Below are 25498 nucleotides of genomic sequence, written 5' to 3' on the forward strand. Positions count from 1 at the left end.
CGGGCCGCCAGCCGCTTTGCTCTGGCGGCTGGCTGCGGGTGATCCCTCAGGCCTTGTCTTCACGCCCGCGCAACAGCCGGTTGGGCATGGCAATGGCCGCCGCCAGACCCAGCAGGGAAACCCCGGCGCTGACCAGCAGCAGATGCCGGAAGGTCAGCAGCAGTTCGCTGCGCAAGGCCTCCCGCGCGGGGCCGGGGGCGGCATTCAGACCTTCCAGCAGGGCGTTGCCGGATGAGCCCTCGCCCATCAGCCCGGCGCCGCTTAAATGGGCCAGGCTGGAGTCTTGCAGCAAGGCCAGCAGCAGCGCCGACATCAGCGCCACGCCCACCGCACCGCCCAGGGCGCGAAACAGGTTGGTGGTGCTGGTGGCGACGCCGATGTCCCGCTGCTCCACCGAATTCTGGCTGCCCACCAGGGAGGTGGGGAACTGCATGCCGCTGGCGATTCCGCAGAGCAACATGCACAGGCTGCTCGGCAGCAGCGCCTGGGGCGGCACCAGGGCCATGCCGAGAATCGCCACCGGCATCAGCAGCGCACCACCTAAGATCATGGGTTTATAGCGGCCGGTCACTGAGGTCAGGCGGCCGGCGCAGTAGGCGCCCATGGGCAGGCCCATGGCCAAGGGCAGCAGATGCAGGGCGGCGCTGTCGGCTCCGGCCCCGGTGATGCTCTGGAAGCGCAGCGGCATCAGCACAATCAGCGAGATGGCCTGGAAGCTGGTGAAGAAGATCGTGCACCAGCACAGCAGCGCATTGCGGTTGGCGAACAGGTGCATTGGCAGCAGGGGTTCCCGAGCCCGCCGTTCATGCCAGACGAACAGGGCCAGGACGATGACGGCGAGGGCCAGCAGGTCGAGCACCTCGGCACTGCGCCAGGAGTGGCCCTGGCCCACCTGGGTGATGCCCAGCAGCAGGGCGCTGAGGCCGATGATCAGCAGCACGGTGCCGAGGTAGTCGATGATCGGTTTGCGCTGGGGCACCGGCAGCCCGACCAGGGTGCGATGGGCCACCCACCAGGCGCCCAGGCCCAGGGGCAGGTTGATCAGAAACACCCAGCGCCAGGAGAGAAACTCAGTCATGTAGCCGCCCAGTACCGGGCCGGCGACGCTGGCCACCGCGTACATGCTGCTGAAGTAGCCCTGGTAGCGACCGCGCTCCCGGGGCGGGACTATGTCGCCGATGATCGCCTGACTTACCGAGATCATGCCGCCGGCACCGATGCCCTGGAAGATCCGCGCCAGCACCAGTTGCTCCATGTTCTGCGCCAGGCCGCAAAACAGCGAAGCCAGGGTGAACAGGCCCATGCCGAACAGCATCAGCCGTCGCCGGCCATAGAGATCGCCGAGCTTGCCGTAGATCGGCACGGCCACGGTCATCGCCACCATGTAGCCGGAGATGACCCAGGCCAGCAGGCTGACATCCTTGAATTGGGCGGAAATCGCCGGCATGGAGACAGCGACGATGGTCTGGTCCAGGGCGCCGAGAAAGATCGCCAGCATCAGGGCGATCAGCACGCTGCGGATGGCCGGTTTGGTCGGGACGGGTTGTTGGAAATGAGTCACGAAAGAACCTGCGGGCGGTAATTGACCCGGTGCGGCACAGCCGGCGGGGATAGGCGTCAGTGTACTCGATAGGGAGCTATCGGATAGCTCGGCAAGCCAGGTCCCCGGTGATTTTCATGCAGGTTTTTTCAACTCGGGGTATCGCGTCAGACAGTCTCGGCCGCGAGGTTTCGGAAAAGCTTTGTGGTACTTGCTGATGCCGGGTAATGGGACGCATTCTGTATAGTGTTGGCCCTGTGCCGGCCGCCTGAACCTTGACTGTACGAACGTTCGTTGGTGTTTGCGGTGCTTGCATTTTTCCTGGGTGAACCTGTCAACTGATCGGTGCAACCTGGCAGTTACCCCGAGCATTTCGCCCATCGGTGCAAATGTCCCCCCGTTACTCTGAGGCCTGGACTGTAGTGATGAACAAGCCTGCCCTTGCGCCCATTCCCGTGTTCAAACTCTATGGTGAAAGCCTGGGCTGGCCCACCCCGGACCTGCTTCATTGCGAACCCATCAGCCAGCGCAGTCGCGAGCACCATTGGGAAATAAAACCCCATCGACACGCCGACCTCTGCCAGTTGCTGTTTATCAGTCGCGGGCAGGCGCAATTGCAGGTCGAAGGCCAGCACAGGCTGCTGGACGAGCCGCTGGTCCAGGTGTTGCCGCCGCTGTCGGTGCACGGCTTTCGTTTTTCCGAAGACATCGAGGGCTTTGTCGTGACCCTGGCCGCGCCGTTGGTCAGCCATTTGCAAGCTCAACTGGGGCCCTCGGCAACCGCCCTGGCGAAGTCGGGCAGCTATCCGGCCGGGGAGGATGCGCACTACCTGAACGTCCAGTTCGCCGCCCTGCAGAACGAATACCAGGGACAGCAACCTGCCCGGGAAATGCTCATGCATGCGCTGGTGAGCACGATAGTGGTCTGGGTCGGGCGCCGCGCTCTGCAGTGCAGCAGCGCCAGTCAGCGTCCGCAGCGCGCCCGGGAATATTTCAACGGCTTCATCCAGTTGGTCGAGGCCCACTACCGCGAGCATCTGAAGGTCGAGGATCTGGCGCAGAAACTCGGCATCTCGGTGTCGCACCTCAATGGCACCTGTCGTGAGCTGGCCGGGCAACCGGCGCTGCAGATCATCCACCAGCGCCAGTTGCTGGAAGCCAAGCGCCTGCTGACCTACACCGGGATGACCATCTACGAGATCTCCGATGAGCTGGGGTTTTCCGATCCCACCAACTTCACCCGGCTGTTCCGCCGCCGCGAAGGCATCTCGCCCAAGGTGTTCCGTGATCGGCTCAAGGCCGATCAGGCCGGAGACGACCTGGCCCCGCCGCTCACCTGAGGGCGTTCAGGGTGGCGTTGTGGGGGATGCAGCGTTCCAGGTTGCAACTGGCATAGTTGCGCGGCTGCATGCGGGCCTGCTCGACGCGATAGGCCGCGGTACCGTACAGCGCCAGAGTCACGGTGCAGGTCATGAAGATGGCCAGGTACCTTCTTGTCTTGACGTTCATGGCGAAGACCTCTGAAGCAATACCCCCGTGATTTTAGGGGGTACTGTTATCAGCATAGGTCAGTTGCCGGTGCCTGCCAGACCGCTGGCCGGTCTGATTGGCGAGGTATTCAGCCGATCGATTGCATGGCTAAAGCCCCACGTCCCAGAGCGGTTCCTGGGGGAATCTCAAGACCAGGAAGTCCAGCATGCTGCGCAGGGTGGCGGGCATGTGTTTGCGCGAGGCGTAGACCGCGTACATGTTCATCTTGCGCGGTTCGGCATGGGGCAGCAGGCGCACCAGCTCCGCGCGCTTGATGTGCTCCCCGGCCTGATAGCTGGGGAGCATGGCGATACCGGCGCCGGCCATGGTGGCGCGCAGCAGGGTGCTGGCTTCGTTGGCGCTGATGTTGCCCTGTACCGGCACTGACACCTGCTCGCCGTCCTGTTCGAAATGCCACAGGCTCTTGCCGAAGTAGGAGTGGGTCAGGCAGTTGTGCCGGCTCAACTCTTCCACCCGTTGCGGCGCCGGGTGTTCGCGCAGATAGGCCGGGGACGCGCAGATCACCGAGCGGCAGACGGTCAGGCGGCGGGCGATCAGGTTCGGGTCCAGGTCATTGCTGGTGCGAATGGCCAGGTCGATGCGCTCATCCACCAGGTTCACCGTGCGGTCGAGCATCTGCAGGTCGATGCTCACGCCCGGATAGCGTTTGACGTAGTCGGCCATGGCATCGGCCAGTTGCGATTGGCCGAACGAGGTACTGACGCTGATGCGCAGCAGCCCGCGGGGCGCGTCGTCAGGCTCGCCGACCGCCGCCTGCATGTCGTGGGACAGCTCCAGCATCTGTCGGCAGCGGGGCAGGATCTCGCCACCGGCGGCGGTCAGGCTCAGCTTGCGCGTGGTGCGGTGCATCAACCGGGCACCGACCCAGTCTTCCAGTTCCGCCAGATAACGTGAAACCACGGGACGCGACAGGTCCAGGTGGTCGGCGGCAGCCGACTGGCTGCCCAGGTCGACGACGGTGACGAAGACCCGCATTGCTTGGAGACGATCCATGATTTGCCCGCTTTCAGAAACAAACTATGTTCAAGCATCGCATTTTTTGTAACGAGTCTGGCAACTAAGCTTTGTCCACTTCTCACCCAGTCCACTGATGCCGGAGCTGCCTTCATGATCGGATTCACCTCATTCAAACGCCTGCTGCTGGCCACCGCCACCCTGGGTTTCGCCGCCCATGCCGCAGCCGCCGAGCCCAGCCTGAAGCTGGATGTCTACAACCCGGGCGCCAATGCCATCTTCCCGGTGACTTCGGTGCTGGTCAGCGGCAAGAAGGACGCGATCCTGGTGGATGCCCAGTTCGGCAAGTCCCAGGCCCAGCAGCTGGTGGAGAAGATTCGCGCCAGCGGCAAACACCTGACCACCATCTACATCAGCCACGGTGACCCGGACTACTACTTCGGCCTCGACACCCTGACCGCCGCCTTCCCCGACGCCAAGGTCGTGGCTTCGCAGCCGACCGTGGATCACATCAAGGCCACGGTGGACGGCAAGCTGGCGTTCTGGGGCCCGAAAATGGGCGCTGACGTGCCGGCCAAGACCATAGTGCCGGGCGTGCTCAAGGGCCACAGCCTGACCCTGGAAGGGCAGAAACTCGACGTTATCGGCCTGGACGGCAAGCAACCGGACCGCAGCTTTGTCTGGATTCCTTCGATCAAGGCCGTTGTCGGTGGTGTGGTGGTCGCGGAAAACATCCACGTGTGGATGGCCGATACTCAGACTCCGCAATCCCATGCGGACTGGCTGAGCACCCTGAAGACCATCGAGGGCTTGCAGCCCAAGACCGTGATCCCTGGGCACTTCCTGGGTGACAGCGCGCGGACCCTGGCCCCGGTGCACTTCACCGCGGACTACATCAAGGCCTTCGACGAGGAAACCACCAAGGCCAAGGATTCCGCCGAGCTGATCGCGGCCATGAAAAAGCGTTACCCGGACCTGGGCGAAGACAGCTCCCTGGAGCTGAGCGCCAAGGTCGCCAAGGGCGAAATGAAGTGGTGAAACCGGTTTGACCCGCTCCCTTTCGGGAGCGGATGCCTCTGTACTCTCTTAGCCAACTGGAGACACATCATGAGCAACATCGCAATCATTGGCGCCACCGGCCGTGCCGGTAGCCAACTGCTGGAAGAAGCCCTGCGTCGCGGCCATAGCGTCACCGCCATCGCTCGCAACACGGCGAAGATCGGCCAGCGTGCCGGTGTGGTCACCCGCGAAGTGGATGTGGCCGACAGTGCTGCGCTGCAGGCGGCAGTGGCCGGTCACGACGTGGTGATCAGTGCCGCGCATTTTTCCACCATCCCGGCCAGCGCGATCATCGACCCGGTGAAAAAGGCCGGGGTCAAGCGTCTGCTGGTGGTCGGCGGGGCCGGTTCGCTGCTGCTGCCCGGCGGCATCAAGGTCATCGACAGCCCGGGCTTCCCGGAGGAATACAAGGCCGAGGCCAGCGCCGGTGGCGTGTACCTGGACACCTTGCGCAAGGAGCAGGAGCAGGAGCTGGACTGGACCTTCCTCTCGCCGTCGGCGGAATTCGTCGAAGGTGAGCGTACCGGGCACTTCCGCCTGGGCCAGGACGATCTGCTGGTCAGCGCCGAAGGCCGCAGCTGGATCAGCTTTGCCGACTACGCGATTGCCATGCTCGATGAGGTGGAAAAACCGGCTCATCGCCGCCAGCGCTTCACTGTCGGTTACTGATCAACCGCCGATTGCCCCGCTAGCCGCCAGTTGTAGGCGGCTAGCGGAGTATTGCGGCAAAAGCTGGAGGCCCCTCGCGGGCCTTTTTGCTGTCTACCGGCATCAGGTTTTTCTCGTTCAGCGCTGTCGGGCCTGCTCCACCAGCCAGTCCAGCAGTTCCTGCAAGGCCGCCGAAGGGCCCGGGCGCTCCGGGTACACCAGGTAATACGCCTGCCCCGTGGGCACCTTCAATTCAAAGGGCATGACCAGCCGCCCGGCACTCAGGTCGTCGCCAATCAGCGCCCAATCGCCAATCGCCACGCCTGTGCCCTGGGACGCCACCGACATGGCCAGGTCCAGGGTTTCGAAGTGCTGGCCCTTGCCCAGTGTGTCCAGCGGCGTGCCCGCGGCCTTGAGCCAGGTCTGCCAGTCCCGTTGGTCGTGGGATGGGTGCAACAGCAGGTGCTGTTGCAGGTCGGCGGGGCTTTTGAGTGGCACCGCGCCCTCCAGCAGCGGCCGCGAGCAGACCGGGGTCAGCTGTTCATTGAACAGGTGCCGCGAGCCCAGGGTCGGGGGCGGCGGCGCGCCATACATCACCGCCGCGTCAAACGGCTCGCGGCCGAAATCCACCCCGTGGGCAATGGTCGTGGTCAGTTGCACCGGCACCTCGGGGCGTTCCTTCTGCCACTGCAACAAGCGCGGCAGCAGCCAGCGCATCACGCAGGTCGGAGCCTTGAGGCGCAGGTGGCGATTGCGCCCGCCGATCTCGTCCACCGCGCCATTGATCAATTCGAACACCTGCTGCACCCGCGGCAGCCATTCCTGACCCTCGGCCGTCAGGCTCAGGCCGCGAGCCTGACGCTGGAACAGCGGATAACCCAGGTGACTTTCCAGCCCGGCGATCTGCCGGCTCACGGCGCCTTGCGTGATGTGCAACTGCTCGGCGGCGCGGGTGAAGTTGAAGCACTGGGCGGTGACCAGAAAGGTATGCAGGGCGGGCAGGGGAGGCAGGCGTTTCATGGGGAGCCAAGGCATGACGTGGGGACATGGCTAGTATGACTTTTTATCCATTGTTGCGGCTACCGGCGCGCCGTTCCAATAGCCCTCTCCCGGCGCCCGGCAGTAGCGCCCGCCGGGTACCCAATCAATAAGAAGGGCGATGAGATGGCGACGTGCGGTGAAGTGCTGGTCAAGTTACTCGAGGGCTATGGCGTCGAACAGGTGTTCGGCATTCCGGGGGTGCATACGGTCGAGCTGTACCGCGGCCTGGCCCGTTCGCCGATCAATCACGTCACCCCGCGGCACGAACAGGGGGCCGGTTTCATGGCCGATGGCTACGCCCGCACCAGTGGCAAGCCCGGCGTGTGTTTCATCATCACCGGTCCCGGCATGACCAACATCACCACGGCCATGGGCCAGGCCTACGCCGACTCGATCCCCATGCTGGTGATCTCCAGCGTGCAGACCCGCAGCCAGCTGGGTGGCGGGCGCGGCAAGCTGCACGAGTTGCCCAACCAGAGTGCGCTGGTGGGTGGCGTGGCGGCGTTTTCCCATACCCTGATGAGCGCCGATGAGCTGCCGGCGGTGCTGGCCCGGGCCTTTGCCCTGTTCCAGGCCGGGCGTCCCCGGCCGGTGCACATCGAGATTCCCCTGGATGTACTGGTACAACCCGCCGATCACCTGCTGGCCAGCGAGCCGGTGCAGATCGCCCGTGCCGGGGCCGCTCCAGCGGCTGTCGCGCACATGAGCCAGATGCTGGCCAACGCCAAGCGCCCGCTGATACTCGCCGGCGGCGGTGCCATCGAGGCGGCGCAATCCCTGACCCTGCTGGCCGAGTTGCTGCAGGCGCCGGTGGCCTTGACCATCAACGCCAAGGGCCTGCTGCCGTCGGCGCACCCGCTGCTGATCGGCTCCACCCAGTCGCTGGTGGCGACCCGGGCCCTGGTGGCAGAGGCCGACGTGGTGCTGGCCATCGGCACCGAACTGGCGGAAACCGACTACGACGTGACCTTCGCCGGTGGCTTTGAAATTCCCGGCGCCTTGCTGCGCATCGATATCGACCCCGATCAGACCGTGCGCAACTACCCGCCGAAAGTGGCACTGGTGGCCGATGCGCAGATGGCCGCCCAAGCGCTGCTGGCAGAATTGTCCCTACAGCCCTTGAGTACCCGGGACGCCGACTGGGGCTCGGTTCGGGCAGCGGCCCTGCGCAGCGAACTTGAGCGCCTCTGGGATGCTCCGACCCGAGCCCAGACCCGGTTGCTGGAAACCGTGCTCGAGGAGTTGCCGGAGATCGTCGTGGTGGGCGATTCCACCCAGCCGGTGTACAGCGGCAACCTGACCTTCAATCCCGAGCAGCCGCGGCGCTGGTTCAACGCTTCCACCGGCTACGGCACCCTGGGTTATGCCTTGCCGGCGGCGATTGGCGCCTGGCTCGGCGGCGGCGCGCAGCCCAGCCAGCGCCGGCCGGTGGCCTGCCTGATCGGCGACGGAGGCTTGCAGTTCACCCTTGCGGAACTGGCCTGCGCGGTGGAGGCGCGGACCCCGGTCATCGTCCTGCTGTGGAATAACCAGGGCTATGAAGAGATCAAGAAATACATGGTCAACCGCGCCATCGAACCGGTAGGCGTCGACATCTACACTCCGGATTTCATCGCCGTGGCCCAGGGCCTGGGGTGCGCTGCCGAGCGTATCGACACCGCCGAGCAACTGCGTGCCGCGTTGCGCATGGCGGTGGATCGCCAGGGCCCGACCCTGATTGAAATCGACCAGAAGCGCTGGACCCAGGGAGTCTCGGCATGAGCGCGCAAGCGGCGTTGAACGGGCTGTACATCGACGGCCAATGGTCCGCGGGCGACGCGCTGTTGCAGGTCATCAGCCCCGTTACCGAGGCCTCGTTGGCGCAGGTGGCGGGGGGCGGTGCCGAGGCCGTGGATCAGGCCCTGCGGGCTGCCACCAGAAGTTTTGCGCGCTGGTCGCACAGCAGCGGTGCCGAGCGCGCCGTGGTGCTGCGCAGGATTGCCCGTGGCGTGGCCGAGCGCCGTGAGCGCCTGATGCACTTGCAGTCGAGCAACAACGGCAAGCCGCAGTTCGAAGCCGCGATGGACGTGGACGATGTGATTGCCACCTTTGACTATTACGCCGGGCTGGCCGAGGGCCAGGATCAAGCTCAAGACGCCGAGGTGGCGCTGCCCAGCGCCGACTTCGGCGCCCGCTTGCGACGCGAGCCCTGTGGCGTGGTCGGGTTGATCGTGCCGTGGAACTTTCCCATGGTCACCACCGCCTGGAAGCTCGCGCCCGCTCTGGCGGCGGGCTGTTGCGTGGTGCTCAAGCCTTCGGAAGTGACCCCGCTGGCGGAGCTGGAGCTGGCGGCGATCATTGCCGACAGCGGATTGCCCGATGGCGTGTTCAATCTGGTGTGCGGCACCGGCCTGGCGGTGGGCGCACCCTTGGCGGCGGACCCGCGAGTAGCGAAGATCTCGTTCACCGGCAGCAACGCAGTGGGGGTCCAGGTCATGCAGCGGGCGGCAGAAACCGTCAAGGGCGTGAGCCTGGAACTGGGCGGCAAGTCATCGCTGCTGGTGCTGGCCGATGCCGACCTGGACCTGGCGGTAGAGCTGGCCTGTGGCGGCGGCTTCTTCAATGCCGGGCAGATGTGCTCGGCCACCAGCCGGGTGTTGGTCGCCGACGAGCTGGCCGATGATTTCCTCTTGCGGCTCAAGGCCCGGGCCGAGGCTATTCGGGTTGGCGACCCGTGCGACCCGGAGGTGGCCATGGGACCCCTGGTCAATCAGGCGCAATACCGGCGCGTGCTGGCGCACATCGAGCGCGGCTTGAATGTCGGCGCCAGGCTGGTGTGTGGCGGCGGCCGTCCGGCGGGATTGACCCAGGGTTTTTTCATCCAGCCCACGGTGTTCACCGAAGTGTCGCTGGACAGCGCCCTGTGGCGCGAAGAGATCTTCGGCCCGGTGCTGTGTGTGCGCAGTTTCAGCAGTGAACAAGAGGCGGTCGCGCTGGCCAATGACAGCGAGTTTGGCCTAGTGGCCAGTGTGGTGGGGGCGGACCTGGACAATGCCGAACGGGTCGCCAATGCCCTGCAGGCCGGCCTGGTGTGGATCAACGCGCCCCAGGTGATCTTTCCCCAGACTGCCTGGGGCGGCTACAAGCAGAGCAGCATCGGCCGCGAACTGGGCCCCTGGGGCTTGCAAGCCTTCCAGGAGCTCAAACACGTCATCCGCGCCCTGTAGGAGCCGGCTGCCGGCGAACCCGGGTTACCCGCCAACCCGCAGGCGCGCCATGTCCCGCAATGGCGGCGCGCCGAACAGCCGACTGTACTCGCGGCTGAACTGCGACGGGCTTTCATAGCCGACCCGATAACCCGCCGCCGAAGCCTCCAACCCTTCGGCCAGCATCAGGCGCCGGGCTTCCTGCAGGCGCAGCTGTTTCTGGTACTGCAACGGGCTCATGGCGGTCATGGCCTTGAAGCGATGGTGCAGGGTCGAGACGCTCAGGTTGACTTCCCGGGCCAGGTCATCGATGCGCAACGGGTGGACGAAATTGCCGTTGAGCCACTTGATGGCCTGGTTGACCCGGTGGCCCTGGCTGTTGGCGGTGGCAATCTCATACAGGCGGTGGCCCTGGGGACTGCGCAGCAGGCGATAGAGAATCTCCCGGCGCACCAGGGGCGCGAGCATGGCGATGTCTTTCGGGGTGTCCAGCAGGCGGGTCAGGCGCAGCACCGCGTCGAGCATCGCCGGGTCCAGACGTTCCACGTACAGGCCGCGCCCGGTGGGGCGGGTGGGTACGCCCAGGGGGCCGGCGTCGGCGATCAGCGCATTGATTTCGCCGGGGTCGATGTCCAGGCGCAGGGCCAGGATCGGCTCCTGCGGCGAGACGATTGCCACCTTGCCGCTCAGTGGCACGGAAACCGAGACCACCAGGTAATTGAGCGGGTCGTAGTTGTAGCTTTCATCGGCCAGGCGCACTTCCTTGCGGCCCTGGGCCATGATGCATAGCGCCGGTTGTGCCAACACCGAGCCGAAGTGATGGGAGCTGCTGTGGCGCGAGACGAACAGCGAGTCGATGGCGGTGGCGTAGCTGCCGTCTTCGACGGTGTTGCGCGCGATGATCGCGGCCAGTTCCACGCGCTGGCGCTCCATCTCCGGAGCCAGGGGCGGCGGCAGGGTATCCAGTGATGACATGGGGCGCCTCGGGGTGTTTGCAGTCGGCACAGCTTAAATTTGTGCAAGAGTCGCGGGTAGGCGAATCCTGCGTAAAACTTGCCTGATCCTGCTGCTTGCCCGCGCGATAGGCAAAATGCGCCGACGCTCGGGCGCGTCACTTGCTTGAAACACCGGTGTAACGCTTTTGCCCCCTTCCGCCGCCCAAGCGATGCAGGAAGCTGCTTGTCGCAGGATTGGGCAAATCAACAGCAGAAATCGACTAACGCGCGAAAGGGCCCGCCCCGTATCGTTGATCCTGTCGCAGCCCGTCCCTGGCTGCCTCGACAACACCCTGGGAGGGTCGTACATGTCCACGCATATTCCGCTCAGTCACATGGTCTTTGTCCGAGCTCGGGCCGGGCGCTCCAAGGAACTGGGCGCACGCTTGAGCAGCCTGATCGAGCCCTCGCGCCAGGCCAGCGGTTGCCTGCACTTTGCCCTGCAGCATTCGCAGTGCGATGCCGACCTGTGGCTGGTATCAGGCTTCTGGAGCAGCCAGCAGGCGATGACCGCCTATTTCAGCTCTCCGGCCATGGCGATCTTTACCGAGCTGGTGCAGGAGCTGGTGGTCAACAGCCTGGATTTTCATACCTTCAGCACGGTGTCGGCGCTGCAAGCCCATGGCGAATACGCCCAACTGCAGCATGCACCGCTGCACAAGCTGGCCAGTTGAAGGTTTAGAATGGCCGACTTTTCATTGGCCAGGACTTGCAACATGGCACGCAAAGAGTTTGCACACTACGAAGCTGTTTCCGCTGTGGTTCCCGGGGAGGGCGGATACAGCGCCGCCATCGCCGTCAAAGCCCTCGGAGCATCGGGCGCCCCGCGTTTTCACAAGGTCCTGGATCAGCAGAAGTTCAAGACCGCCCATGACGCCGACCAGGCTGCCGCGCAACAACTCGAACAGTTGGCCGACGTCGATCAGGACGGCGAATTGAGCTGGAAAGCCGACTGATTCGCCGCGCTACTTGACCGCCCCCGGGCGGTGCATCTTGAACAATGCTTCCGGCCCCAGCTGGAAGTAATCCGCCGGCCCGCCGCCGCGCAGAATCGGCTCTGCCGCGGCGGTGTCGTAAATCCCGTCCTTGAGCAGCCACTTGGCGATGTGCACGGCGACCACCTCGCCGAGGATCAGCCAGCTTGGCACCAGCTCCTTGTCCGCCCGCTGCAATTGAATGATCTGGGTGACCTTGCACTCGAAGGACACCGGGCTCTCGGCTACCCGCGGCACACTGATGACCTTCGACGCCACGGGCGTCAGGCCGGACAGGGCGAACTCGTCGACCTCGGGGGCAACCGCGGCGCAGCTCTGGTTCATCTGCTCGGCCAGTGGCCGGGTGGCCAGGTTCCAGGCGAATTCACCGGTGGCCTCGATGTTGTTCAGGCTGTCTTTGCGCCCGACGCTGGAGAACCCGATGATCGGCGGAATGTAGTTGAAGGCATTGAAGAAGCTGTAGGGCGCTAGGTTCAGCCGGCCTTGTGCATCCTGGGAGGAGATCCAGCCGATGGGACGCGGGCCGACGATGGCATTGAACGGGTCATGGGGCAGACCATGGCCCAGGGCGGGTTGGTAGAAGTGGATATCGTCGGACATGGCTCAAGGTTCCTGCTGTGGGGCGAGTGAAGGGCGCCATAGTGCAGTGAGCACTGCTCGAATTCCAGCGTTCCAACCCCCGGCTCGGACCGCTGATGGAGGATCTTTGCGCAGCACAAAAGACTAAGCCCGGCCGAAGCCGGGCTGTGATGTCAGGTGAATCGATCAACTGATGGTGGCGGAACCGGTACGGTCGTAGCCATCGGCAGCGAAGGTGGCGGAACCGGTGCGGTCGTAGCCGTCTTCAGCGAGGGTGGCGGAACCGGTGCGGTCGTAACCATCGGCAGCGAAGGTGGCGGAACCGGTGCGGTCGTAGCCGTCTTCAGCGAGGGTGGCGGAACCAGTGCGATCGTAACCATCGGCAGCGAAGGTGGCGGAACCGGTGCGATCGTAGCCGTCTTCAGCGAAGGTGGCGGAACCGGTGCGGTCGTAGCCGTCTTCAGCGAGGGTGGCGGAACCGGTGCGGTCGTAACCATCGGCAGCGAAGGTGGCGGAACCAGTGCGGTCGTAACCATCGGCAGCGAGGGTGGCGGAACCAGTGCGGTCGTAGCCATCGGCTGCGAAGGTGTTGGCAGCCAGTACCGACAGGGTCAGGGCGAGGATCAGTTTGGTTTTCATGGCAGTGTCTCCGGGTTCGTTGAGGTGTTTGCGTTGGGCTTGATGTGAATCCTACTCCGGTAAATTTGATTAAAAAGCGCAAATAAATGCTTATTAAAATCGAATTTATCGATGCGTGTAGGGGCGTCACTCACCGCCGATCAGCGCATTCAGGCCTCACTACAGATACGGACCAAGTCGCAACTTGGATTCAGTAGCAGACTAAGAAATCGGCATTAACTGATCGTTAATGGCTCAGTCCACGGGCAGGAAAGGATTAAAAGAAACCATCAACGGTTTTTTCATTCGGCCCCGACCTATTTTTCACCCCCGAGCCTTCAGCCTTCGCGCAGGTCTGCAATCCACGACAGGCCATTTCGAATGCGACCCTTGGAGCTCCTTGATCAATGAACAAACTTCCCCAGATCACCCTGGCCTTCTGGGTCATGAAAATCTGCGCGACAACCTTGGGGGAAACCGCCGGTGACCTGCTGTCGATGACCCTGAATGTCGGATACGCCATCAGCTCGATGATCCTGATCAGCGTATTCCTGCTGACCCTGATCACCCAGCTGTGGTCCAAGACCTACAACCCGGTGCTGTACTGGATCGTGATTCTCTCCACCAGCACCGCCGGCACCACCATGTCGGACTTCATGGACCGTACCCTGGGCCTGGGCTATGCCAGTGGTTCGCTGATCCTGATCGGGATTCTGCTGGCGATCTTCGCCGCCTGGCGCCTGAGTGGCGATTCGCTGAACGTCAACAAGATCCAGACCTTTCGCGGCGAGCTGTTCTATTGGATGGCGATCCTGTTTTCCAACACCCTGGGCACCGCACTGGGCGATTACCTGGCGGACGATTCGGGGCTGGGCTTTGCCGGCGGGGCGTTGCTGATCGGCTCGACCATTGCCGTGGTGGTCCTGCTCAAGTACTGCACCAGGCTCTCGTCGGTGTTGCTGTTCTGGGTGGCCTTCGTGCTGACCCGGCCGTTCGGCGCGACCCTGGGCGACTTCCTCACCAAGTCCCATGAAAAGGGCGGCCTGGATTTCGGCACCATCGGCTCGTCGGCGGTACTGGCGGGGATTCTGCTGGTGATGATCGTCGGCGCATCCTGGGCGCAGAACCGCTACGCGCGCCAAGGCGCTGCCGAACTGTCCTGATCTGTCCAGCCTTTGTAGGAGCCGGCTTGCCGGCGAAAGCTTCCCCACAAAACGCGAAAAAGCGCCCGGGCCTTGCACCCGGGCGCTGTTGTTTTCAGTCGGTCTCGATCCGTGAATGCTTGCGAGTGTCTTTCATGGTGGCGTAGACCAGCAGCGAACAGGCGATGCAGGCGGTGACGTACCAGTAGTAGCCGGTTTCCATGCCGATGCTCTTGAACCACAGGGCGATGTATTCGGCGGTGCCGCCGAAGATCGACACGGTCAGTGCATAGGGCAGGCCCACGCCCAGGGCGCGGATTTCCGTGGGGAACAGCTCGGCCTTCACGACCGCGTTGATCGAGGTATAGCCGCTGACGATGATCAGCGCCGCCATGATCAGGAAGAACGCGCCCCACCAGGTCTGGATGGTGTGCAGGGTGGTGAGGATCGGCACGGTGAACAGGGTGCCGAGGATGCCGAAGGCGATCAGGATCGGCCGCCGGCCGACCTTGTCCGAGAGCGCACCGATCACCGGCTGCAGGCACATGAACAGGAACAACGTGGCGGCAGAAATGGTGGTGGAGTCGGAGATGCTCATGCCGACGGTGTTCACCAGGTATTTCTGCATGTAGGTGGTGTAGGTGTAGAAGGCCAGGGTGCCGCCCATGGTCAGGCCGACCACGGTCATCAACTCCTTGGGATGACGCAGCAGGGTGCGCATCAGGCTTTCTTTCGGCTTTTCCTTCTTCTTGGTGAAGGACTCGGTTTCTTCCATGCCGCGACGCAGGTACAGCGCTACCACGGCACACAGGGCGCCGATGCCGAACGGAATCCGCCAGCCCCAGGATTGCAGCTCCTCGGTGGTCAGGATGTTCTGCAGCACGATCAGTACCCCCAGGGCGATGAGCTGGCCGGAGATCAGGGTCACGTACTGGAAGCTGGAGAAGAAGCCGCGACGTTCCTTGGTCGCCATCTCGCTGAGGTAGGTGGCCGAGGTGCCGTATTCACCGCCTACCGACAGGCCCTGCATCAGGCGCGCCAGCACCAGCAGGATCGGGGCGCCGACGCCGATGGTTTCGTAACCCGGGGTCAGGGCGATGATCAGCGAGCCGAAGCACATCAGCAGCACCGACGCCATCAACGCGGCCTTGCGGCCTTTGCGGTCGGCGTACAGGCCCATCAGCCAGCCACCGATCGGGCGCATCAGGAAGCCCACGGCGAAGATCGCTGCGGTGTTCAACAGTTGCGCGGTGGTGTCGCCCTTGGGGAAGAAGACCTTGGCGAAGTACAGCGAGAAAGCGGCGTAGACGTACCAGTCGTACCACTCGACCATGTTGCCCACGGAGCCGCTGAAGATCGATTTCAGACGGCTGGCGGTGGTCTTTTCTGTGGCGGGCGCAGCCGCCGACCCAGCAGGCAGGGTATTAGAGATATCCATGACGGATCCTTCTATTCATTGTTTTTGTGGAGCGCGCGCAAGCGCAGCCTGCAGGGGCTGTAGCAGGACCTGTGCCAAGGGTGAAATGCCCGGAATAGAGGGGTTTGATCGGTGGTGATGAGCGGAAATCCGCCTATGGAGGCCTGTCGGGTAGGCGGGAAATTGCCGAAATGAACGTGGCCCCTGGGAGGCGCGTTCGGCAGGCGTGCCGTTTGCGGGTGGGGCTGCACCTGGCTTGTGGGCCTGTTCGCCGGCAAGCCGGCTCCTACAGGCGGGGGTTATTCGTCTTTGAGGAACATTTCCCGGGTCAGGCCGTGACGCTGCATTTTTTCATTCAGGGTCCGGCGTGGCAGTTGCAGTTCGTTGAGTACGGCCTTGATCTCGCCCTTGTGGCGGGTCAGGGCGGCGCGCAGGCATTGGGCCTCGAAAGCTTCCTGCTGCGCGGCCAGGGAGGGGCCGGCTTCGAGGACGTCGGCCTGCGGCTCACCGAGGCCCAGCACCTGACGCTCGGCGGCGTTGGCCAGTTCGCGCACGTTGCCCGGCCAGTCATGGCTGAGCAGGCGACTCAACTGCGGACCGTTCAAGGGCGCGACGCTGCGCCCCAGGCGCTCGGCGGCGGCCCGGGCGAAGTGCTCGTAGAGCTGTGGAATGTCTTCGCGACGCTCGCGCAAGGGCGGCAGGCGCAGTTCGGCCACGGTCAGGCGATAGGCCAGGTCTTCGCGGAAACGTCCGGCTCGGGCTTCCTCTAGCAGGTCGGGCTTGGTGGCGGCGATCACCCGCAGGTCGACCTTGATGCTCTGGTTGGCCCCCAGGCGTTCCAGCTTCTGTTCCTGCAACACCCGCAGCAGCTTGACCTGCTGGGCCAGGGGCATGCTTTCGATCTCGTCGAGAAACAACGTGCCGCCGTCGGCGTATTCCAGCTTGCCGATGCGCTTGCCCTGGGCGCCGGTGAAGGCACCGCTTTCATGGCCGAACAGTTCGGCTTCGAACAGCTGCTCGGGGATCGCCGCGCAGTTCAGGGCCACGAAGGGTTTGCCGGCCCGGGGGCCGAAATCATGCAGGCAACGGGCAACCAGTTCCTTGCCACTGCCGGTTTCGCCGCGGATCAGCACGTTCACCGGCAGGGCGGCCAGGTCCAGCACTTGGCGGCGCAGGGTCTGCAGGGCCCGGGACGCGCCGAGCAAGGTGGCGTCGAGCTTGGCCCGGCTGTCGGCCTGCTGGTGCAGATGGCGGTTCTCCAGCACCAGGCGGCGCTTGTCCAGGGCCCGGCGCAGGCTGCTGAGCAGGGTATCGGGGCTGAAGGGTTTTTCCAGGAAGTCATAGGCGCCGTCGCGCATGGCCTCCACCGCCATGGGTACATCACCGTGGCCGGTGAGCAGGATGATCGGCAGGTCAGGGTCCAGGCGCTGGACCTGGGTCAGCAGTTCCAGGCCACTGATACCGGGCATGCGCACGTCGCTGAGGATCACCCCGGGAAAGTTCTTCGGCAGGTGCGCCAGGCAGTCCTCGCCACGGCTGAACAGCTGGACGCTGAACCCCGAGAGGCTCAGCCACTGCTCGACGGCGCTGCGGATACTGGCTTCGTCATCCACCACCATCACCGAGTTCAGCATTGGATATGGGCCTCCAGGTCGATGGGCAGGCTCAGGGTGAACACGGCGCCCTGATCGCGGTTGGCGGCGCTCAAGCGGCCCCCCAGTTCATGGACGATGGCGTAGGACACCGCCAGGCCCAGGCCCAGGCCATCGCCCACCGGCTTGGTGGTGAAGAACGGGTCGAACACACTCAGCAGGTGTTCTTCGGCGATCCCGCCGCCGTTGTCGGCCACCCGCAGTTGCCACAGCTGGTCCTCGGCTTCGAGGCTGATCTGCAGGTGTTTTTCGGGCTTGTCCTGCATGGCGTCGAGTGCGTTGCGCAGCAGGTTGATCAGCACCTGCTCCAGGCGGATGGCATCGCCGCGTACCCAGGCCGGGCGGGTCAGGTGCAGCTCGACCTGGATGTTTTCGCCGCGCAGCCGGGTTTCCAGCAGATGCAGCGACTGGTCCACCACCGCGTCCAGATCCAGGCGTTCGCGCAGGCCGCTGGGGCTCTTGCGGGCAAAGGTCTTGAGATGACTGGTGAGGGCGGCCATGCGCGTCAGCATGTCGTCCAGGGGCCGCAGGGCCTTGTAGGCTTCATCCACCCGGCCGTGTTCCAGCAGCAGCCGCAGCGTGGCCAGTTGCATGCGCTGGGCGGTCAGGGGCTGGTTGATTTCATGGGCCAGGGCCGCGGACATCTGCCCCAGGGCTGCCAGCTTGGCCGATTGCACCAGGCCTTCCTGGGCGGTGCGCAGGTCCCGGGTGCGTTCTTCCACCAGTTGTTCCAGCTCCTGGCGATTGCGCTGGCGGATTTTCCCCAGGCGCCAGCGCTGGCTCAAGAACAGCAGCAGGAACACCAGGGTCAGCCAGGCGCCGGCGGCGGCGAGGCCGGCGTTGCGGCTTTCCTCGAAGACGCTCGCCGGTTTGCGCAGCAGGTGCAGGGTCCAGCCTTCGGCGCTCAGCGGCAGGGATTCCCACAGGTAATTGGCGACACCGTCGGGGCCGTCGACCCGGGCCAGGCTGCTGTTGGCATCGAACCGTTGCAGGGCCGTGTGTTGCAGCGGGGTCAGGGGTTGCTTGTCGTACTGGCGGGTCAGCCGGATGTCCGCCAGATCGTTTTCGGACAGCGGCTGCAACTGCCGATAGCGCCAGCCGGGCTGGTTGGCGATAAAGATGATGCCTCGCGAGTCGCTGACCAGGAGGGTGTCATTGCCCTGGCTCCATTCGTGTTCCAGCTCGGGAAACTCCAGCTTGACCACCATGGCCCCGAGGAAGTCATCGTTGTCGGCCTTGACCGCGCTGGAGAGGAAATACCCGGGAATCCCGCTGGTCACGCCCACCGCGTAGAAGCGTCCGCTGCCCTGGCTGCGGGTCTGCTTGAAGTAGGGGCGGAAACCGTAGTTGTGGCCCACGTAGCTGCTGGGCAACTGCCAGTTGCTGGCGGCCACCGCCAGGCCTTCATGGTTGAGCAACTCCAGGGTCGAGGAGCGGGCGGCGCCGTTGATCTTTTCCAGCTTGCGGTTCAGCTCATCCTGGGTCTGTGCCGTGACCGGCCCCTGCAGCGCCGCACGCAGTTCCGGGTCCAGGGCCAGCACCGCCGGCAGCGCGCGATAGCGCTCGATCAGGGTGTGCAGGGAGTTGGCGTAGAGTCCCAACTGCTCGTTGGCGCGAGCCGCCTCTTCCACCAGTGCCAGGCGCTCGGCGTGGCGCATGGCCAGGCCGGCGCTGATTACGGTGCCGGCGAGAATCACCAGGATGTAGAACGTCAAGCGTAGAGGGCGAGAGATCTGGGCCATGAGTCGGGGCAGGCTGCAATGGGGGCGGGAACGATAGCATGAGCGCCGGGTGTAACGTTGATCGCCGACAGTGTCGCGAAAGGGCGCGGCATAAAAAAAGCGGCGGGCCGTTGTCTCAACAGCGCCGCCGCTTTGGCCAAACCGGAGAAGGGCTTACTGCACTTCTACCGCCAGGCTGTCACTGATCTTTTTCTGCCAGATGGCAGGACCGGTGATGTGCACCGACTCGCCTTTGCTGTCCACGGCGACAGTGACCGGCATGTCCTTGACCTCGAACTCGTAGATCGCTTCCATGCCCAGTTCGGCAAAGGCCAGGACCTTGGACTTCTTGATCGCCTGGGCCACCAGGTAGGCGGCGCCGCCGACGGCCATCAGGTACACGGCCTTGCTGTCCTTGATCGCCTCGATCGCGGTCGGGCCACGCTCGGACTTGCCGATCATGCCCAGCAGGCCGGTCTGCTCGAGGATCTGCCGGGTGAACTTGTCCATCCGCGTGGCGGTGGTCGGACCGGCCGGGCCCACCACTTCGTCGCCTACCGGATCAACCGGGCCGACGTAGTAGATGAAGCGGCCTTTCAGATCCACCGGCAGGGTTTCGCCCTTGTTCAGCATCTCGACCATGCGCTTGTGCGCAGCGTCGCGGCCGGTGAGCATCTTGCCGTTGAGCAGCACGGTTTCGCCCGGTTTCCAGCTCTGTACTTCTTCCGGGGTCAGGGTGTCGAGGTTGACCCGACGCGCCGACGGACCGGCTTCCCAGACGATTTCCGGGTAGGCGTCCAGAGGCGGTGCCTCCAGTGCGGCCGGGCCCGAACCGTCGAGCACGAAGTGCGCGTGGCGGGTGGCGGCGCAGTTGGGGATCATGCACACCGGCAGGGACGCGGCGTGGGTCGGGTAGTCCATGATCTTCACGTCGAGCACGGTGGTCAGGCCGCCCAGGCCCTGGGCGCCGATGCCCAGCTGGTTGACCTTCTCGAACAGCTCCAGGCGCATTTCTTCGATGCGGTTGGACGGGCCGCGAGCCTTGAGCTCGTGGATGTCGATGGATTCCATCAACACTTCCTTGGCCATCACCGCGGCTTTCTCGGCGGTGCCGCCGATGCCGATGCCCAGCATGCCCGGTGGGCACCAGCCAGCACCCATGGTCGGCACGGTCTTCAGGACCCAGTCGACGATCGAGTCGGACGGGTTGAGCATGGCCATCTTCGATTTGTTCTCGGAGCCGCCGCCCTTGGCCGCCACGTCCACTTCCACGGTGTTGCCCGGGACGATGGAGTAGTGAATGACCGCTGGGGTGTTGTCCTTGGTGTTCTTCCGGGCACCTGCCGGGTCGGCGAGGATGGAGGCGCGCAGGACGTTTTCCGGCAGGTTGTAGGCGCGACGCACGCCTTCGTTGATCATGTCGTCCAGGCTCATGGTGGCGCCGTCCCAGCGCACGTCCATGCCCACGCGAACGAACACGGTGACGATGCCGGTGTCCTGGCAGATCGGCCGGTGGCCGGTGGCGCACATGCGCGAGTTGATCAGGATCTGCGCCATGGAATCACGGGCGGCCGGCGATTCTTCGCGCAGGTAGGCCTCGTGCATCGCCTGGATGAAGTCCACGGGGTGGTAGTAGGAAATGAACTGCAGGGCGTCGGCAACGCTCTGAATCAGGTCGTCTTGCTTGATCACGGTCATGAGTCGCGCTCCTCTAAAAGACGGGAACATTTAATAAGGTGGCTGCAGCGGGGTACATCGGTCGGTTGCAGGCACCTTCGAAGGCACGCCGGACAGACAACTGGCGCGACGCTAAAAAGGCGCGGCAGTATACCGCGCCTGGGGGCCCGGCACACCCGCCAGCCGGGCAAACGAAAGTCGCCTATCGGATGGGCACTGTTCTTGCCTGGATCGGCGGCGAAACCGCAGGACACGGCTTAAAATTTGGATAGTCATTTGCAGGGCGCAGCACTAAAGTGGCAACTGGCCTGCAGGGTAGGACACTCTTTAAGCCTCCTTTCTCACGGTGAATCGACGATTGACCCATAACGCCATCCAGAGCTTGTTGTTCAAGCGCTTCAGCATTGCCGCTGGCACGTACGGACTGATCCTGCTGCTGTTCTGGCTGGCGGTTCTTACGGGGCACTATCGCGCCTCCATCAGCAGTGCACTGTTGGGCAGCGCATTGGTGGTGGCCAGCCAGGGGGTGCTGTACTGGGTCTTCACCAGTGGGCGCAACCTGCGCTTTGCCGACCCCAGCCTGACCGAGGTCCAGGTGGTGTTGGGCATTGCCTGGCAGACCTGGCTGATTGCCCATCTGGATCAGGCCCGCAGCGCTTTCCTGGTGTTCTATATCCTGCCGCTGCTGTTCGGTCTGTTTCATTTGTCCCGGCGTGCCTACCTGCGCTGCGCGGCGCTGATCTTCTTCTGCTTTGCCGGGGTCAATCTGTGGGACGGTTTTCGTTTTGTCCTCGAGGACCCGCAACTGGCGGCGCTGCAAGTCTGTGTGTTGCTGGTGATGCTGGTGTGGATGTGCCTGTACGCCGCCTATGTGCAAGCTTCGCGCTCACGCATGCGGCAGCGGCGTTTTGCCTTGCAGGCCCACCAGGACACGCTGCGGGGAATGATGCGGCAACTGGAGGACTTGGTGGCCACCGACGAACTCACCGGCCTGTTTAACCGCCGGCACTTCCTGCGCAACGCCAGCCGTGAACTGCAGGCCATGGACCAGGAGCAGGTGCATGGGTTGGCGCTGATCGATCTGGATCATTTCAAGCGCATCAACGATCTGCACGGTCATGCGGCGGGGGATCAGGTGTTGCAGGCGTTCGCCGGGGTGGCCAGCGCCTGCCTGCGGGACGGCGATGTACTGGCACGCTACGGCGGTGAGGAGTTCGTGGTCCTGCTGCCCGAGTGTGATGCCGAGCGCCTGACCTCCTGCTGTGAACGGCTGCGCCTGGCCTTCATGGAGGTGCAACTGGTGGGCTTGAATGTGCGTGACCTGAGCCTGTCCGCGGGGATGACCCTGCTGCAGGCCGGCGATGACCTGGACATGGCGCTGCAACGGGCCGACCAGGCGCTGTACCGGGCCAAGCGCGATGGTCGCAATCGTTGCTCGGCGGCCTGGGAAAACCTCGATGCCTGAATTGACCGTCGGTAGCCGGCGCTGGTCGGTGGCGCCGGCCAGCAATCTGCTGGATGCCTTGAACCAGGCCGGTGTGGCGGTGCCCTACAGCTGCCGCGCCGGCAGTTGTCACGCGTGCCTGGTGCAGTGTGTCCAGGGACTGCCCAGCGACAGTCGGCCGGATGCCCTGAGCGATGAGCAGCGCCGTCGCGGCTGGCGCCTGGCCTGTCAGTGCCAGGTGGTGGAGGATCTGCAGGTCGAGACGTTCGATCCGCAGCGCGATGGCCAGCCGGCCAGGGTGATCGGGCTGGACTGGCTGTCTCCCTCGGTCCTGCGTCTGCGCCTGCAACCTGAGCGGCCGTTGCGTTACCGCGCCGGCCAGCATCTGGTGTTGTGGACGGCCACTCAGGTAGCCCGGCCATACTCCCTGGCCAGCCTGCCGGAAGAAGATCGCTTTCTGGAGTTTCACCTGGACTGCCGGCACCCGGGGCAATTCAGCGATGCGGCGCGCCAGCTGCAGGTGGGCGATACCCTCTCGTTGGGCGAGTTGCGCGGTGGCGCCTTGCACTACGACCCGGACTGGCAGCAACGGCCCCTCTGGCTGTTGGCGGCGGGCACCGGGCTGGCGCCACTGTTTGGCATTTTGCGCGAGGCCTTGCGGCAGGATCACCAAGGCCCTATCCGTCTCATTCACCTGGCCCATGACAGTTCCGAGCATTACCTGGCCAAACCCTTGGCTGCGCTGGCGGCGAACCGCCCGCAACTGAGTGTCGAGCTGTGGCAGGGGGCTGAGCTGACGGCGGCTTTGGCGCAACTGCGGCTTGTTTCACGGCAAACCCTGGCCTTACTCTGCGGGCACCCCGACAGCGTCGAAGCCTTTGCCCGGCGTCTGTACCTGGCGGGGTTGCCGCGCAATCAACTGCTGGCCGATGTGTTCCTGCCCCGTGGTTGAGCGCTGACTTTTCCAAAGCGAGATCTCCATGACCGATGCCATCGAGCTGCACCGCGAAGGTGGGCTGCTGACCCTGCGCTTGAACCGCCCCGACAAGAAAAACGCCCTGACTCGTGCCATGTACAGTCGCCTGGCCCAAGCCCTGGCCGAGGCGGACGCCGATCCGCAAATCAATGCCTTGCTGATCTGCGGCAGCAGCGAATGCTTTACCGCCGGCAACGACATCGCCGACTTCCTGGAGCAGCCCCCCAAGGACCTCGACAGCCCGGTGTTCCAGTTCATGCGCAACCTGCTCGATTGCCGCAAGCCGGTGGTGGCTGCGGTCGCGGGGGCGGCGGTGGGCATTGGTACCACCTTGCTGCTGCATTGCGATCTGGTCTATGTCAGTCGTGACGCGCGCTTGCGCATGCCGTTCGTCAACCTTGGGCTGTGTCCGGAGTTCGGTTCGAGCCTTATCCTGCCGCGCCTGCTGGGGCGGGCCAAGGCCGCCGAGTTGCTGCTGCTCGGCGAAGGCTTCAGTGGTGAACAGGCTGCAGCCTGGGGCATTGCCACCGCGGCTTTGGGCGATGGCGCAGCGACCTTGGCCAAGGCCCGGGAAGCGGCCTTGCGTTTCAGTCAGCTGGCGCCCGACGCGGTGCAGGTCAGCAAGCGTCTGATGCGGGCGCCGGACCTTGAGCTATTGCGCCAGGTCATCGAGCAGGAAGGGGTGGAATTCACTCGGCGCCTGCAGTCGCCGGAAGCGATTGCCGCGTTGTCCGGGTTTCTCGCCAAGGCTTGAGGACGGCGACATCTGTTCCCTGCGGAGATGAAAAAGCCCCGGCGTTTTCGGCGCCGGGGCTTTTTGTGCTGCGGGTCGGTACTCAGACCATCGGGTCGCCGACGTGCAGGATCTTCATGCCGTTGGTGCCACCGGTGGTGTGGTAGCTGTCGCCCTTGGTGAGGATCACCCAGTCGCCTTTCTCCACTACGCCGCGCTTGAGCAGCTCATCGATCGCCGCCTGGCTGACCTGCTCGGGCGGCAGGGAGGCCGGGTCGAACGGGATGGTGTAGACGCCCCGGAACATGGCCGCGCGGGCCTGGGTTTCACGGTGCGGGGAGTAGGCGTAGATCGGCACCGAAGAACGGATACGCGACATGATCAACGGGGTGTAGCCACTTTCGGTCAGAGCGATGATCGCCTTGACGCCGGGGAAGTGGTTGGCGGTGTACATGGCGGCCAGGGCGATGCTCTGGTCGCAGCTTTCGAACACCTTGCCCATGCGGTGGCTGGAGGTCTTGCTGGTGGGGTGCTTTTCCGCACCGACACAGATCCGCGCCATGGCCTGCACCGCTTCCAGTGGGTAGGCGCCGGCGGCGCTTTCCGCCGAGAGCATCACCGCATCGGTGTAGTCGAGCACGGCGTTGGCCACGTCGGACACTTCGGCGCGGGTCGGCATCGGGTTCTGGATCATCGACTCCATCATCTGGGTCGCGACGATCACTGCCTTGTTGTGGCGACGGGCGTGAAGAATGATTTTCTTCTGGATGCCCACCAGCTCGGCGTCGCCGATTTCCACGCCCAGGTCGCCACGGGCCACCATCACCGCGTCGCTGGCGTTGATCAGGCCGTCGAGGGTTTCGTCGTCGGCCACGGCTTCGGCGCGTTCGATCTTCGCCACCAGCCAGGCGGTGCCACCGGATTCGTCACGCAGTTTGCGCGCGTATTCCATATCAGCGGCGTCACGTGGGAAGGACACGGCCAGGTAGTCGACCTGCATTTCGGCGGCGAGCTTGATGTCGGCCTTGTCTTTTTCGGTCAGGGCTGGAGCGGTCAGGCCGCCACCACGACGGTTGATGCCTTTGTGGTCGGACAGCGGGCCACCGACGGTCACCACGCAGTGCAGCTCGGTGGCGGTGGCGGTTTCCACGCGCATTACCACGCGGCCATCGTCCAGCAGCAGTTCGTCATTGACGCCGCAATCCTTGACCAGGTCCGGGTAGTCGATGCCGACGATGTCCTGGGTGCCCTCGGTCAGCGGGTGCACGGTGGAGAAGGTGAACTTGTCACCGATCTTCAGTTCAATGCGCTTGTTGGCAAATTTGGCGATACGGATCTTCGGGCCTTGCAGGTCGCCGAGGATGGCCACGAAGCGGCCGTGCTTGGCTGCCAGGTCGCGGACCAGTTGGGCGCGAGCCTTGTGCTCGTCCGGCGTGCCGTGGGAGAAGTTCAGGCGGGCGACATCCAGGCCTGCAAGAATCAACTGTTCGAGAACTTCCGGCGAGTTACTGGCCGGGCCAAGGGTGGCAACGATTTTGGTACGACGAACGGACATGCACGGACTCCTGAGT

23 protein-coding genes are annotated in these 25498 nt (G+C 64.3%); 11 read left to right on the top strand and 12 right to left on the bottom strand.

All coding sequences use genetic code 11. The features are described 5' to 3' along the window. Window positions 1-46: 46 nt before the first annotated feature. Entirely contained in the window at window positions 47-1561 is a 1515-nt protein-coding gene (locus BLV47_RS06175) for an MDR family MFS transporter (RefSeq protein WP_092311089.1), read from the bottom strand. A 404-nt stretch (window positions 1562-1965) separates the two neighbouring features. Between BLV47_RS06175 and BLV47_RS06180 the strand changes: the two genes are divergently transcribed. Continuing rightward, window positions 1966-2880 (top strand): helix-turn-helix domain-containing protein, encoded by a 915-nt coding sequence (locus BLV47_RS06180; protein WP_092311092.1) that lies wholly within the window; start codon window positions 1966-1968, stop codon window positions 2878-2880. Here BLV47_RS06180 and BLV47_RS36080 read toward each other — a convergent pair. Together BLV47_RS36080 and BLV47_RS06185 are read right to left on the bottom strand one after the other, a co-directional pair. Beyond that, window positions 2873-3049 carry a hypothetical protein gene (locus BLV47_RS36080; RefSeq protein ID WP_016968420.1) on the bottom strand — a complete coding sequence of 59 codons (177 nt, stop codon included), beginning with the start codon at window positions 3047-3049 and terminating at the stop codon, window positions 2873-2875. The genes BLV47_RS06180 and BLV47_RS36080 overlap by 8 nt on opposite strands. A 129-nt stretch (window positions 3050-3178) precedes the next feature. Continuing rightward, window positions 3179-4084 carry a LysR family transcriptional regulator gene (locus BLV47_RS06185; RefSeq protein WP_092311095.1) on the bottom strand — a complete coding sequence of 302 codons (906 nt, stop codon included), beginning with the start codon at window positions 4082-4084 and terminating at the stop codon, window positions 3179-3181. 114 nt (window positions 4085-4198) lie between these two features. Between BLV47_RS06185 and BLV47_RS06190 the strand changes: the two genes are divergently transcribed. Both BLV47_RS06190 and BLV47_RS06195 read left to right on the top strand, forming a co-directional pair. Next, window positions 4199-5083 (top strand): MBL fold metallo-hydrolase, encoded by an 885-nt coding sequence (locus tag BLV47_RS06190; protein ID WP_092311098.1) that lies wholly within the window; start codon window positions 4199-4201, stop codon window positions 5081-5083. 69 nt (window positions 5084-5152) lie between these two features. Further along, window positions 5153-5773, top strand: a complete 621-nt coding sequence (locus tag BLV47_RS06195; protein ID WP_092311101.1) for an NAD(P)-dependent oxidoreductase — start codon at window positions 5153-5155, stop codon at window positions 5771-5773. A 117-nt stretch (window positions 5774-5890) separates the two neighbouring features. Here the strand turns inward: BLV47_RS06195 and BLV47_RS06200 are convergent, their stop codons facing one another. Further along, window positions 5891-6772 carry a LysR substrate-binding domain-containing protein gene (locus BLV47_RS06200; protein ID WP_092317073.1) on the bottom strand — a complete coding sequence of 294 codons (882 nt, stop codon included), beginning with the start codon at window positions 6770-6772 and terminating at the stop codon, window positions 5891-5893. A 144-nt stretch (window positions 6773-6916) separates the two neighbouring features. Here BLV47_RS06200 and BLV47_RS06205 point away from each other — a divergent pair, with 144 nt between their 5' ends. Together BLV47_RS06205 and BLV47_RS06210 are read left to right on the top strand one after the other, a co-directional pair. Next, entirely contained in the window at window positions 6917-8554 is a 1638-nt protein-coding gene (locus BLV47_RS06205) for a 5-guanidino-2-oxopentanoate decarboxylase (RefSeq protein ID WP_092311104.1), read from the top strand. Further along, a complete protein-coding gene (locus BLV47_RS06210; RefSeq protein ID WP_092311107.1) occupies window positions 8551-9999 on the top strand; it encodes an aldehyde dehydrogenase family protein in 1449 nt (482 codons plus the stop codon). The genes BLV47_RS06205 and BLV47_RS06210 overlap by 4 nt, the downstream gene beginning before the upstream one ends. Window positions 10000-10023: 24 nt before the next feature. On the opposite strand, the gene BLV47_RS06215 is transcribed toward BLV47_RS06210, so the two are convergent. After that, a complete protein-coding gene (locus tag BLV47_RS06215; RefSeq protein ID WP_092311110.1) occupies window positions 10024-10953 on the bottom strand; it encodes an AraC family transcriptional regulator in 930 nt (309 codons plus the stop codon). A gap of 328 nt (window positions 10954-11281) precedes the next feature. On the opposite strand from BLV47_RS06215, the gene BLV47_RS06220 reads away from it, so the two are divergent. After that, complete coding sequence (locus BLV47_RS06220) at window positions 11282-11647, top strand: putative quinol monooxygenase (RefSeq protein WP_092311113.1); 366 nt, start codon at window positions 11282-11284, stop codon at window positions 11645-11647. Window positions 11648-11656: 9 nt separating this feature from the next. After that, window positions 11657-11929, top strand: a complete 273-nt coding sequence (locus BLV47_RS06225; RefSeq protein WP_092311116.1) for a hypothetical protein — start codon at window positions 11657-11659, stop codon at window positions 11927-11929. Between the two features lie 9 nt (window positions 11930-11938). Here BLV47_RS06225 and BLV47_RS06230 read toward each other — a convergent pair whose 3' ends face one another. Together BLV47_RS06230 and BLV47_RS06235 are read right to left on the bottom strand one after the other, a co-directional pair. Next, window positions 11939-12568, bottom strand: coding sequence for a flavin reductase family protein (locus BLV47_RS06230; RefSeq protein WP_092311119.1), 630 nt, complete (start codon window positions 12566-12568; stop codon window positions 11939-11941). A 165-nt stretch (window positions 12569-12733) separates the two neighbouring features. Then, window positions 12734-13186 carry a heme utilization protein gene (locus BLV47_RS06235; protein ID WP_092311122.1) on the bottom strand — a complete coding sequence of 151 codons (453 nt, stop codon included), beginning with the start codon at window positions 13184-13186 and terminating at the stop codon, window positions 12734-12736. Window positions 13187-13572: 386 nt separating this feature from the next. On the opposite strand from BLV47_RS06235, the gene BLV47_RS06240 reads away from it, so the two are divergent. Continuing rightward, a complete protein-coding gene (locus BLV47_RS06240) occupies window positions 13573-14328 on the top strand; it encodes a COG4705 family protein (protein WP_092311125.1) in 756 nt (251 codons plus the stop codon). A gap of 94 nt (window positions 14329-14422) precedes the next feature. Here the strand turns inward: BLV47_RS06240 and BLV47_RS06245 are convergent, their stop codons facing one another. The 4 genes from BLV47_RS06245 to BLV47_RS06260 all read right to left on the bottom strand — a co-directional run bounded on the left by BLV47_RS06245 (window position 14423) and on the right by BLV47_RS06260 (window position 20795). Further along, window positions 14423-15745: an MFS transporter gene (locus BLV47_RS06245; protein WP_092311128.1), complete on the bottom strand. Its 1323-nt coding sequence runs from the start codon at window positions 15743-15745 to the stop codon at window positions 14423-14425. Window positions 15746-16023: 278 nt separating this feature from the next. Beyond that, window positions 16024-17358 (bottom strand): sigma-54-dependent transcriptional regulator, encoded by a 1335-nt coding sequence (locus BLV47_RS06250; RefSeq protein WP_092311131.1) that lies wholly within the window; start codon window positions 17356-17358, stop codon window positions 16024-16026. Next, complete coding sequence (locus BLV47_RS06255) at window positions 17352-19118, bottom strand: ATP-binding protein (protein ID WP_092311134.1); 1767 nt, start codon at window positions 19116-19118, stop codon at window positions 17352-17354. The genes BLV47_RS06250 and BLV47_RS06255 overlap by 7 nt, the downstream gene beginning before the upstream one ends. Before the next feature lie 153 nt (window positions 19119-19271). Beyond that, on the bottom strand, window positions 19272-20795 hold the full coding sequence (locus tag BLV47_RS06260; protein ID WP_016963246.1) for a fumarate hydratase: 1524 nt from the start codon (window positions 20793-20795) through the stop codon (window positions 19272-19274). Window positions 20796-21132: 337 nt separating this feature from the next. Here BLV47_RS06260 and BLV47_RS06265 point away from each other — a divergent pair, with 337 nt between their 5' ends. Genes BLV47_RS06265 through BLV47_RS06275 form a run of 3 tightly spaced genes read left to right on the top strand, consistent with a single transcriptional unit; the run spans window position 21133 to window position 23948 of the window. Next, on the top strand, window positions 21133-22239 hold the full coding sequence (locus tag BLV47_RS06265; RefSeq protein ID WP_092311137.1) for a GGDEF domain-containing protein: 1107 nt from the start codon (window positions 21133-21135) through the stop codon (window positions 22237-22239). Continuing rightward, window positions 22232-23170: an iron-sulfur-binding ferredoxin reductase gene (locus BLV47_RS06270; RefSeq protein ID WP_092311140.1), complete on the top strand. Its 939-nt coding sequence runs from the start codon at window positions 22232-22234 to the stop codon at window positions 23168-23170. Before BLV47_RS06265 ends, BLV47_RS06270 begins: the two co-directional genes overlap by 8 nt. 28 nt (window positions 23171-23198) lie before the next feature. Continuing rightward, complete coding sequence (locus BLV47_RS06275; protein ID WP_092311143.1) at window positions 23199-23948, top strand: enoyl-CoA hydratase-related protein; 750 nt, start codon at window positions 23199-23201, stop codon at window positions 23946-23948. A gap of 82 nt (window positions 23949-24030) precedes the next feature. Here BLV47_RS06275 and pyk read toward each other — a convergent pair whose 3' ends face one another. Next, window positions 24031-25482 carry a pyruvate kinase gene (gene pyk, locus BLV47_RS06280; protein ID WP_092311146.1) on the bottom strand — a complete coding sequence of 484 codons (1452 nt, stop codon included), beginning with the start codon at window positions 25480-25482 and terminating at the stop codon, window positions 24031-24033. Window positions 25483-25498 lie beyond the last annotated feature (16 nt).

The sequence above is a fragment of the Pseudomonas saponiphila genome (assembly GCF_900105185.1).
GTDB classification, from domain to species: Bacteria; Pseudomonadota; Gammaproteobacteria; order Pseudomonadales; family Pseudomonadaceae; genus Aquipseudomonas; species Aquipseudomonas saponiphila.